Raw genomic sequence first — 11,017 nt, 5'->3', positions numbered from 1 at the left:
TGCCGGAAGCGGGGGTGGGGCGGTGTCGGAATGGTTCCGCCGCACGATCGTGGAGAGCGGCCGGCTGCCGCTGTTCTGCTTCTTCGCGGGGGTGATCGGCGGCTTCGTCTTCATCCGCGTCTCGGTCCGCATGATCCGGGCCCAGGTGAAGTGGTGGCCCGGCAACGTGACACCCGGCGGCGGCCTGCACATCCACCATGTCGTGTTCGGCGTGATCTTCATGCTGCTGTCCGGCGTGAGCAGTTTCGTGGTGCCCGACGAGCTGGTCGTGTGGCGCTCCATCCTGGCCGGCCTGTTCGGCGTCGGCTCGGCGCTGGTGCTCGACGAGTTCGCGCTGATCCTGCACCTGGAGGACGTGTACTGGTCGGAGAAGGGCCGCACCTCCATCGACGCGGTGTTCGTCGCGCTCGCGGTGACCGGGCTGCTGGTGCTCGGCGTACGGCCCGTCGGCGTCGAGGACTTCCTGCTCGCGGGCACCCCCGACGGCCTGCCCTCGTACAGCCTGGCCGCCGTCGCCGCCGCGGCCAGCCTCAGCCTGGCCGCGATCACCCTGCTCAAGGGCAAGATCTGGACCGGCCTGCTGGGGCTGTTCATCCCCGTGCTGCTGTTCGTGGGCGCGATCCGGCTGGCCCGCCCGCACTCCCCGTGGGCCCGCTGGCGCTATACGAAGGACACTCCCCGGGCCGCCGCGAAACTGGCCAGGTCGACGTGGCGGGAGGTGCAGCTGCGCCGCCCGGTGATCAAGAGCAAGATCTGGCTCCAGGAGCTCGTGGCCGGACACCACGACGCGCCTCCGCAGGGTTAGGCGCCCGCCACTATGGTCGATCCGTCACCGTCGCCTGTGGAGGAGCCGCCGAAGGTGCGCCGCACTCACGTCATCGCCGTCTGGGCGGCTTGCACCCTGGTGGGTGGATTCCTGCTCGCGCTGCCCGACGACGGCCCCCGCCTGATCTCCTTCAGCGAAGCCCACGGCCCCGGCCTGCTCGACACCGTCGGCGCCCTGCTCATCGCCGCCGGCTCCGCGCTGGCCTGGTGGTGGATCTGGCGCGACCGCCGCCGCCTCGCCGCGGCCCCCCTCTGGTGGCAGGTGGCCGCCCCGATCAGCGGCGGCCTCGGCCTCGGCCTGATCACCGCGTCCGTGCTGGCCGACTTCCACCTCTGGTGGGCGATCGGCGCCCTCCTGGTCACCCTCGTCCAGATCGGCCTGTTCGTCTCGGTCAGCGGCATCGGCGCCCACCGCCCCACCCGCGTCCGCGTCACCGGCTACGTCACCCGCGGCGAGGGCGACGACATGCAGCTGCTCGTCTTCGAATACGCCGACCACCCCGGCACCCACCTCCCCGGCGGCGGCGTCGAACGCGGCGAACTCCTCAACGACGCCATGGTCCGCGAAACCTACGAGGAGACCGGCATCACCGGCCCCCTCACCGTGGTCAGCGTCGTAGGCGTCCAGAGCGGCCGCTTCACCGACACCCGCCGCCCCTACCTCAACGTCTACTTCCACCTGCACACCGACGACCCCCGCCGCACCTGGCCGCACACGATGATCGGCGACCCCGGCGTCTGGGACACCGGCGCCCCCGTCACCGCCACCTTCATCCCCGTCCCCCAGGCCCGCGACCTCCTCCGCACCACCGGCAACCACCAGCACGCCTTCCTCCACCTCCTCCCCACCGCCACCACCCACCCCCTCTCCCGCCCCGACCCCACCTGACCCGGCGCCCTCTCTGCTGCGCCGATCTTGCGTGAACTGTTGGTACGACACGCACGATCCGGGCACATGGGCAACAGTTCGTGCAAGATCGTCGGGAGGGCGCGGTGCGTTACGATCCGGGCCGTGGTTTCCCCTCATGACCGTTATCCGCTGTTGTTCGCGCCGCAGCGCTGGGAGTGGGCCGGTGTGGACGCCCGGTTCTCCGTGCGCCCGCCCGAGGACCGGCTGGTCACCAACGTGCACGTGGTCGGGTTCGCCGGGGACGAGGTGGTCCTCTGCCGGGACGGGCGCGACGTGTGGTTCCTGCCCGGCGGCACCCGCGAGCCGGGCGAGACGGTGTCCGAATGCGCCGCGCGTGAGCTGCACGAGGAGGCGGGCGCGGTGCTACGCGGCCCGCTGTACGTGATCGGCGCGCACCACGCCGTGTCCGACCGGCCCGCGCCGTACCGGCCGCACCAGCCGCACCCGGAGATGGCCTGGCTGTGGTGCTACGCCGAGGTGAGCGTGGAGCGGCCGCCGGCCAACCCCGACGACGGCGAGACGGTCCTGGAGGTGCGCGCCCACCCCCTCGACGAGGCCCGCCGCCTCCTCCTCACCGACGCACCGTGGTACCCCGAACTCGTCTCCCTCGCCGCCGCCCAACGCGCCACCAACACCGCCCCACCCCTCTGACCACCCACCCCGTCCGAAGCCCGCCGCAGGCGGCCAAGGTCATCGAACTTGCCTGGCACATGGGCCAATGCGCGCTCAAGATTCGCCCATGTGCCAGGCAAGTCGAACGATCAAGGCCCGGCCGCGCACACGTCCGGGCCCGACGCGACCCGGCGTGGTTCGGCGCAGTGCGGCGTGGCGCGGCGTGGCCCGGCTGTTCAGGAGGCCGGGTCGGTGGGGCGGAGGGGGACGACGAGGTAGCGCAGGTCGGCGCCCGGGTCGGGGGTGGCGGCGGTGAACAGGGTCGGGCGCAGCGCGGACTGGATCTGCAGGCGCACCGGGCCGCCAGCGAACGGGCGCAGCGCGTCGAGCAGGTAGCGGGCCTGGTACTGCCGCGTGAGGCGGTCGCCGAGCAGGTCGGCCTTGAGGGTCTCGGCGGACTCGCCGGACAGGGGGTCGCTGCCGCGCACGCACAGCTCGCCGTCGCCGGGTTCGAGCGTCACCGCGCCGCGCGGACCGGCGTAGTGCGCGGCCCGGCCCACGGCGGCGGCCAGCTCGTCGGCGTCGACGCGTACCGTCGCCTCGGGTTCGACCCGCAGCAGCTGGTCGAGCTGCCGGTCGGGGAAGGTCACCGCCAGGGAGGCGGTGCCCACGGCCCAGCCGGGCCAGGACAGCGCGAAGCGGCCGTCTGCGGCGTGCAGGGTCAGCTCGGCCGCGCGGCCCGCCTGCCGGGCCAGCTCAGCGACCAGCCCCGCCGGGATCAGCACGTCGAGCGCGGCGCCGGGCTCCCCCGCCGCACCGGCAGCGGAATCGGCGGCCTCACGCCACGCGGGACGGGCCGCGGCGAGCCGGAAGCGATCGGTGGCCAGCAGCGACAGCGTCGCGCCGAGCGAGCGCATGCGCACCGCGGTGAACAGCGGCAGCGCGTCCTCCCGCGAGGCGGCCGAGGCGACCGGCCCCGCGGCGGCGCGCCAGTCCGCGCCGGTCAGCACGCCCACCGCCTGCGGCGGGTGCGGCGGCCGGGGGTACGCCGCCAGGTCGAGCTGGGGCAGCGCGAACCGGGCCCGGTCGGTGCGCACGGCCAGCCGCGCGCCCTCGGCGCACAGCCGCAGCCGCGGCGCGTCCAGCGTGCCGAGCGTCTCGGCCAGCGCCCGCCGCGACACGACGGCCTCCCCGTCCTCGTGCACCTGCGCCGGAACCTGGACCCGCGCCCACACCTCCCCGTCGGACGCCGACAGCTCCAACCCGCCGGCGCTCGCACTGAGCAGCACCCCCGCCTGCCCCGGCTGCGCGGACCGCACCGGCAGCAGCTTCAGCAGCTGGGCCGCCGCCTCAGCGAGCCCCCCGGTCTCCACGCTCATATCCAGCGCCATGCCGCGCACCGTATCCGCGTCCCCCGACAAGATCGCGTCGATCTTGCGCGAAGTGTTGCCCCTTTGCCCGGAAAGCGCGTGTCGCACCCACAGTCCGCGCAAGATCGCCGCAGCAGAGGAGCGGGCGGTACGGTGCGCGGCATGGGTGATGAGGTGGTGTGGCGGGCTGTGGGGGCCGCCGTGGGGTGGCTTGATGGGCATCGGGGGTGTGGGGTGCAGGAGCAGACGATGCGGATTCTCAAGGTGACGGAGGAGGCGGGGGAGGTCGCGCGGGCGTGGATCGGGGTGCAGGGGCAGAACCCGCGGAAGGGGGTGACGCACGAGGTGCGGGAGGTGGCCGACGAGCTGGCCGATGTGGTGCTGTCGGCGCTGGTGGCGATGCAGAGCCTGGGGTTCGATCCGGCCGAGGTGCTGTCGGGCAAGGCGGCGGCGGTGCTCGAGCGGATGGCCGCGCACGAGTCGCGCGAGTGAGGACCGGAAAGCGCTGCGCGCCGTGATCATGCGTGGCCCTCGCTCGTTGCACCCTCGGTAGCTCGGTACCCAGGGAAGAGAGCTCGATGGTGGAGATCAGGCGGCGTTCGCTGCTGGGCGGCGTGGCCGTGGCGGGTGGTCTCCTCGCCGCCGGGCCGTTCAGCGGCTTCCTCGCCCGCGAGCGCGCCCCGGAGGTGCCGCGCAGCAGGCTGGGGCCGGTCGCCGACCTGCGGGACGGGGTGGCGCGGCTGTGGGTGCCGGAGGGCTTCGCGTACCGGTCGTTCCACGACACGGAGTGGCCGGTGGTGCTCGACGACGGCTCCCGGCTGCCGGGCAGCCACGACGGCATGGGCGCGTTCCAGGCGCCGGGCGGCAACACCATCCTGGTCCGCAACCACGAGGTCAAGGTCACCGGACAGGCGTTCGGGCCGGGCGCGGTCACCTACGACCCCGCGGCCTGCGGGGGCGCGACCACGGTCGAGGTCACCCGGTACGGCGAGGTGGTGCGGGCGCACACCAGCCTGAGCGGCACGCACACCAACTGCAACGGCGGCCGGATGCCGTGGGGCACCTGGATCAGCTGCGAGGAGACCGTGCACGGCCCGGACGTGGCCGGGGCGGGCAACTACCTGCTGCGCGAGCGGCACGGCTACATCTTCGAGGTGCCCGCGACCGGGGTGGTGGAGCCGGAGCCGATCACGGCGGCGGGCCGCTTCTCGCACGAGTCGGTGGCGTACGACCCGAAGGGCGGGATGCTCTACCTGACCGAGGACAACTTCGGCTCGGCCAGCTGCTTCTACCGCTACCTGCCGCCGCGCCCGCCGGACCCGTACCGGGCGGACCGGCGCGGGCTGGCCGACGGCGGGCGGCTGCAGGCGCTCGCAGTGCAGGGCCACCCGCGCGCCGACCTGGCGTGCGCGCAGCCGCCGGGCACCGTGCTGCCGGTGACCTGGGTCGACATCGACGACCCGGCGCCGCGCTTCCCGTACACGGAGGGCATCCCCGCGCCGACGTCGCAGGACGAGGCGCTGCGCTACGTCGGCGAGCAGGGGCGTGACGGCGGCGCCGCGCTGTTCTCGCGCCTGGAGGGCTCCACGTTCCGGCAGGGCGTCGTGTACTTCACCTCCACGCAGGGCGGCGGCGAGCCGGAGGAGGACGACGGGCCCTTCGACGGCGGCTACGGCAACGGCCGCGGGCAGATCTGGGCGTACCACTGCGCGGAGGAGGTGCTGCGGCTGGTCTACCAGGCGCCGCGGGTGGACGGGCTGGACTTCCCGGACAACGTCACCACCAGCCCCAGCGGCACCCTGATCGTGTGCGAGGACGGCGAGAACAACAACTACGTACGCGGGCTGACCCGGCGCGGGGAGCTGATCGACGTCGCGCTCAACCGGCTCACCAACCGCGCCGGGGTGTCGCGCCAGCGCGACGAGTTCGCCGGCGCCGTGTTCAGCCCCGACGGGCACACGCTGTTCGTGAACGTGCTGGCGCTGCACGGGATGACCGTGGCGATCTGGGGGCCGTGGGCGCGGCTGGGAATCTGAGCGCGGGTTCACGCGTAAGGCCGCAGCAGGCTGGAAAAACTGCTAGGAGCCCAGGTCCAAATGCGAGATCATCGAGACATGGGCACTCTGCCACAGCTGCCGACCAGCCTCACTCTCGATGACGCGGACACGCCCCGGGACATCGTCGACGCGATGATCCTCGCCCCGTTCAGCACGGGCGAGCAGCCGTACGCCCACACCGCCCGCCTGCCCCGCGTACGCAAGGACGCGCGCCTGCTGCCCGCGGAGGGGCACCTGCTGCGGGTGGCCACGGACGACGGGCTGCGCAGCCACCTGGCCGCGGGCGACGGCTGGACCCTGCGCGCGGCGCGCTGGCGCGGCGGGGTCGCCGAGGTGACCGTCACCGCCACCACCGACGAGCTCGCGCTGCGCATCCTCGACGACGCCACCCGCGGCGCGCGCGAGGAGCACGTGGAGCGCACCGACAGCGTGCCGATGGGCTTCTGGCACCACTCGGCCAAGCGCGGCGCGCAGCGCAGCACGCGGCCGATCACCACGCCGTCCTGGGGCGCGATCCGGGACAACTACGCCGCGGACGTGGCGGAGTCGCTGGAGCGCCTGATGACGCTCACCCCGGAGTCGATCTCGGGCCGCCTGCTGCTGCTGCACGGAGTGCCCGGCACGGGCAAGACCACCGCGCTGCGCGCGCTGGCGCAGGCGTGGTCGTCCTGGTGCCAGGTCGACTGCGTGCTCGACCCGGAGAACCTGTTCCACGACTCCAGCTACCTGATGGAGGTGGCCATCGGCGACGAGGAGCAGGAGGAGCGCCGCTGGCGCCTGCTGCTGGTCGAGGACTGCGACGAGCTGATCTCCGCCGCCGCGAAGCAGTCCAGCGGCCAGGCTTTGTCCCGCCTGCTCAACCTCACCGACGGCCTGCTCGCCCAGGGCCGCGACGTGCTGGTCGGCCTGACCACCAACGAGCCGCTCAACCGCCTGCATCCGGCCGTGGTGCGCCCCGGCCGCTGCCTGGCCCAGATCGAGGTGGGCCCGCTGCCCTTCGCGCAGGCGAGCGCCTGGCTGGGCAGCACGGTCGGCCTCAGCTCGGGCGGCGCGACCCTGGCGGAGCTGTTCGCCCTCCAGCGCGGCGACCGCGACCTGGTCACCAGCACCCCGGAGCCGTCGACGGGCTGTTACCTCTGACCACGGGGGTATGCGTTAAGAAGGTGCCCTTCCTCTACGTATTCCGATAACAAGGTGCCCTTCCTTACCCTCGGTGCTTGGCTGGGGGTGCGGGGGTCTGCCATCGTGGGGGCCGTGACTCTGTCCGAGGCGGATGACTTCGCCGCGCCGCGCCCGTCCCATGTCGCCCTCGCCACGCGGCGGTGGGCCGACGCGCTGGTGGACGACTCCGGGCGCAACCAGCTGGCCTACTACCGCGATCTGAAGGCGGGCACGCTGCGCCTGGACGCGGCCCGGCCCGAGGCGCTGACCGTGCTCATGGCGGGCCGGACGGTGACGCTGCGCCAACTGTTCCCCGACGACGCGGCGCACGCCGACGCGCTGCGGCGCACCCGCACCATCCGCACCCGGACGCGCACGCTGGCCGAGGAGCGCGGCGTCGACGTCGGCTACCTGGCCGCCGGCCTTGCCACCTGGTACGAGGCCGAGCGCACGCCGCGCTCCCCCGTGCTGCTGCACCGGCTCACCGTGCGCACCACGTCGGCGGCGGAGACCGAGTTCGCGCTCACCGTCGACCCGGAGCCGGCGGTCAACCCGGTGCTGCTGTTCAAGCTGTTCAAGGAGCACCGGCTGGAGGTGGACCCGGAGGCGCTGCTGGACGCGCTGCCGGAGGGGCCGTACGACCCGGCGCCGGTGTTCGAGCAGCTGGCCAAGGCGGCGGAGGACGTGCGCGGCTTCACGGTCACGCCGGAGCTGCTGGTGGGCACGTTCCTGTACGAGAAGCTGCCCATGGTCGCCGACATCACCGAGCACGGCGAGCTGCTGGAGAGCAGCGAGGTGATCGCCGCGCTGGCGGGCGACCCGCGCGCGCTGAGCGAGCTGTACGCGCAGGCCCCGGTGGAGGCCGACGCGCCCGACCGGGTGGAGCCGGACGACGAGTTCCTGGTGCTGGACGCGGACTCCTCGCAGAGCTACGCGGTCAACGCGGCGGTGGCCGGGCACCACCTGGTGGTGAAGGGCCCGCCGGGCACCGGCAAGAGCCAGACCATCGCCAACATGATCATGGCGCTGGCCGCGCGCGGGCGCACCGCGCTGTTCGTGGCCGAGAAGCGCGCCGCCATCGACGCCGTGCTGGACCGGCTCAACCAGGTCGGCCTGGACGACCTCGTGCAGAACCTGCACGGCGACCAGGGCAGCCGCCGCGAGCTGGCCCGCGCCCTGGACGCGCGGCTGCAGCGGGCCCGGCACGAGACCCGCCCCACGACCGAGGACACCGACCGCAGCCTGACCGGCTCCCGCGCCGCGCTCGCGCGCCACCACGCGGCGCTGCACACCCGGCACGAGCCGTGGGGCCTGTCGGTGTTCGACCTCCAGTCGCGCCTGCTGGGCATCGCGCCCGAGGACATGACCCCGCAGCGCTGGGCGGGCGAGGACCTGGCCCGGCTGGACGCCCCGGCCGCCGCGCGGCTGCGCGCGACCGTGGTCGAGCTGGCCCAGCTGGGCGCGTTCGACCCGGCGCCGGGGCCGGGCGCGTGGGTGCGCTCCACGGTGCCCGACCGGGCCGCGGCGCAGCTGGCGTACGCGCTGGCGGGCCAGGCCGCGACCACGCTGGCCCCGGCCCGGCAGCAGCTGTCCGCGCTGGCCGCGCGGCTGGGGCTGGCCGTCCCGGCCACGCTGGGCTCGGCGCAGAAGATGGCCGCGCTGCTGTCCGAGGTGGAGGAGACGCTGCGGCGGCTACGCCCGCAGGCGTACGCGGCGGACCTGCCCGCCTGGATCACCGCGACCGCCACCGGCGAGCAGCGCGGGAGCATGGGCTTCTGGCAGCGCCGCCGCGTGGTCAAGGACATCCGGGCGCACTGGCTCGCGCCGGGCCGCCCGAGCACCGCCGAGCTGCACCAGGCGGCCGTTGCCGCCGCTGACCAGCTGGCCCGCTGGCGCGTGGTGAGCCTGGACGGGCAGCCGCCGCGCACCGACCCGGGCACGGCCCCGGCGCTGGCCGCGTTCGCCGAGTTCACCGGCGCGCTGCAGCCGCTGCGCGGCTACGTCCCGGTGGACGCCGACGACCTGGACGCGCTGCAGCGGCAGCTCGACGCGCTGGCCGGCGACCAGGCCGACCTGCTGCGCACGGCGCGGCGCAACGAGCTGGCCGCCTCGCTGGTCGAGTGGCGGGCCCGGCGGCTGCTGGACGAGCTGGCCGCGCGCGGCGTGGGCGGCGACACGGCCCGCGCGGGCGCGGCGTTCGACCACGCCTGGCTCAGCTCGGTGCTGGAGCACCTGCGCTTCAGCGACGAGCACCTGGCCACCTTCCACGGCGCGGCGCTGCACGCGGCGGTGGCCGAGTTCCACACCGCCGACGCCGCGCACATCACCGCCGCCGCGCAGCGGGTACGCCACCTGGCCGCCCGCAACCTGATGGCGGTGCTCGACGAGTTCCCCGACCAGCAGCAGCTGGTCCGCCGGGAGGCCGCGAAGAAGGCTCGGCACCTGCCCGTACGCCACCTGTTCGAGCAGGCCCCGGAGGCGCTGACCGCGCTCAAGCCGTGCTGGGCGATGAGCCCGCTGCTGGTCAGCCAGGTGCTGCCGGCCCGGGTGCTGTTCGACGTGGTCATCTTCGACGAGGCCAGCCAGGTCGAGCCGGTGGACGGCGTGCCCGCCATCATGCGCGGCCGCCAGGTCGTCGTGGCGGGCGACGAGCACCAGCTGCCGCCGACGAACTTCTTCCAGCGCGGCGACACCGACGGCGACGGGGTGCCCGACGACGGGACCGCGCTCGGCGACGACGTCGAGTCGCTGCTGCAGGCGTTCGCGCACACCCTGCCGCTGCCGCAGGTGCGCCACCTGGCCTGGCACTACCGCAGCCGGGACGAGCGGCTGATCGCGTTCTCGGACCGGCACGTGTACAGCCCGAGCGGCAACGCGCTGACCACGTTCCCGGGCGCGGACGCGGCCGACTGCATCAGCCACGTGCTGGTGTCCGGCGAGGCCGACCCGGAGGCGTCGGTGGAGAGCGGCGGCGCGGAGGTGCGCCGGGTGGTGGAGCTGATTCTGGCGCACGCGCAGCAGCGGCCCGCCGAGTCGCTGGGCGTGATCACCATGGGCATCACCCACGCCGAGCGGGTGGACGCGGCGCTGCGCCGCGCGCTGGTCCAGCGGCCGGACCTGGAGCCGTACTTCTCCGAGAACGGGCACGAGCCGTTCTTCGTGAAGAACATCGAGCGGGTGCAGGGCGACGAGCGCGACGCGGTGATCCTGACCATCGGCTACCCGAAGGGCCTGGACGGGCGCATGCTCTACCGCTTCGGCCCGCTGAACACCAAGGGCGGGCACCGCCGGCTCAACGTGGCGATCACCCGCGCCCGCCGCCGGATGACCGTGGTCAGCTCGTTCACCCACCTGGACATGGATCCGCAGCGGCTGCGCGCCGAGGGTGCGGTGATGCTGCGCGACTTCCTGGAGTACGCCGCGTCCGGCGGCCGCCGCGAGATCGCCGCCCTCACCGGCGCCCCGGCGCTGAGCGCGTTCGAGGCGGACGTGCTGGCCCGGCTCACCGCCGCGGGCATCCCGCTGGTGGTGCGGCACGGCGTCGGCGGGCACCGGATCGACTTCGCGGCCACCCACCCGGACGACCCGCACCGGCTGGTGCTCGCCATCGAGGCCGACGGCCCGTCCTATCACTCCTCGCCGACCGTGCGCGACCGCGACCGGCTGCGCCAGCAGCACCTGGAGCGGCTCGGCTGGCGCTTCCACCGGATCTGGTCGACCGACTGGACCCGGCAGCGCGAGGTCGAGATCGCCAAGGCGCGGGCTGTGTACGACCTGGCCGTGTCGTCGGCGGCGGACCTGCTGCCGGACACCGTCGCCGACGGGGTGACGCTGCGGCTGCCCTCGGCCCGGCAGCGCACCGGCACGCGCCCGGCGCTGCCCGCCGCCGAGAAGATCACGGACGTGCCGCAGGAGTCGCTGGTCGAGCTGGTGCGCTGGATCGAGAGCGACGGCCTGAACCGGACCGAGGACGAGGTGGTCGCGGAGGCGTACGCGGAGCTGGGCCTGCCCCGGCGCACCCCGCGCACGACCGAGGCGCTGCGCGCGGCCCGGCGCACGGCGGTGGGCGAACCCTCCTGAGC

The 11,017-nt window shown here is 74.2% G+C and carries 8 protein-coding genes; 7 read left to right on the top strand and 1 reads right to left on the bottom strand.

The features are described from left to right. Positions 1-22: 22 nt before the first annotated feature. The 3 genes from CS0771_RS17795 to CS0771_RS17785 all read left to right on the top strand — a co-directional run bounded on the left by CS0771_RS17795 (position 23) and on the right by CS0771_RS17785 (position 2,386). Positions 23-805: a hypothetical protein gene (locus tag CS0771_RS17795; protein ID WP_212842035.1), complete on the top strand. Its 783-nt coding sequence runs from the start codon at positions 23-25 to the stop codon at positions 803-805. A 54-nt stretch (positions 806-859) separates the two neighbouring features. Next, positions 860-1,714, top strand: coding sequence for an NUDIX domain-containing protein (locus tag CS0771_RS17790; protein WP_244870858.1), 855 nt, complete (start codon positions 860-862; stop codon positions 1,712-1,714). A gap of 123 nt (positions 1,715-1,837) precedes the next feature. Continuing rightward, complete coding sequence (locus tag CS0771_RS17785; protein ID WP_256442815.1) at positions 1,838-2,386, top strand: NUDIX hydrolase; 549 nt, start codon at positions 1,838-1,840, stop codon at positions 2,384-2,386. 197 nt (positions 2,387-2,583) lie between these two features. On the opposite strand, the gene CS0771_RS17780 is transcribed toward CS0771_RS17785, so the two are convergent. Further along, on the bottom strand, positions 2,584-3,738 hold the full coding sequence (locus CS0771_RS17780) for a DNA polymerase III subunit beta (RefSeq protein WP_212842032.1): 1,155 nt from the start codon (positions 3,736-3,738) through the stop codon (positions 2,584-2,586). 228 nt (positions 3,739-3,966) lie between these two features. Here CS0771_RS17780 and CS0771_RS17775 point away from each other — a divergent pair, with 228 nt between their 5' ends. The 4 genes from CS0771_RS17775 to CS0771_RS39450 all read left to right on the top strand — a co-directional run bounded on the left by CS0771_RS17775 (position 3,967) and on the right by CS0771_RS39450 (position 11,015). After that, entirely contained in the window at positions 3,967-4,209 is a 243-nt protein-coding gene (locus tag CS0771_RS17775; protein WP_244870857.1) for a MazG-like family protein, read from the top strand. 86 nt (positions 4,210-4,295) lie between these two features. Beyond that, positions 4,296-5,753 carry a PhoX family phosphatase gene (locus CS0771_RS17770; RefSeq protein ID WP_212842031.1) on the top strand — a complete coding sequence of 486 codons (1,458 nt, stop codon included), beginning with the start codon at positions 4,296-4,298 and terminating at the stop codon, positions 5,751-5,753. A gap of 78 nt (positions 5,754-5,831) precedes the next feature. Next, a complete protein-coding gene (locus CS0771_RS17765; protein ID WP_212842030.1) occupies positions 5,832-6,914 on the top strand; it encodes a DUF5925 domain-containing protein in 1,083 nt (360 codons plus the stop codon). A 114-nt stretch (positions 6,915-7,028) separates the two neighbouring features. Next, on the top strand, positions 7,029-11,015 hold the full coding sequence (locus CS0771_RS39450; protein WP_212842029.1) for an AAA domain-containing protein: 3,987 nt from the start codon (positions 7,029-7,031) through the stop codon (positions 11,013-11,015). The last annotated feature ends 2 nt before the right edge of the window (positions 11,016-11,017 follow it).

This window comes from Catellatospora sp. IY07-71 (assembly GCF_018326265.1).
GTDB lineage: Bacteria > Actinomycetota > Actinomycetes > Mycobacteriales > Micromonosporaceae > Catellatospora.
This window is presented reverse-complemented; position numbering and strand designations above follow the sequence as displayed.

Bases quoted from the DNA above. Each gene is read 5' to 3' on its own strand.
- CS0771_RS17770 (WP_212842031.1), top strand. From the start codon at position 4,296: ATGGTGGAGATCAGGCGGCGTTCGCTGCTGGGCGGCGTGGCCGTGGCG.
- CS0771_RS17775 (WP_244870857.1), top strand. From the start codon at position 3,967: ATGCGGATTCTCAAGGTGACGGAGGAGGCGGGGGAGGTCGCGCGGGCG.
- CS0771_RS17780 (WP_212842032.1), bottom strand. From the start codon at position 3,738: ATGGCGCTGGATATGAGCGTGGAGACCGGGGGGCTCGCTGAGGCGGCG.
- CS0771_RS17765 (WP_212842030.1), top strand. From the start codon at position 5,832: ATGGGCACTCTGCCACAGCTGCCGACCAGCCTCACTCTCGATGACGCG.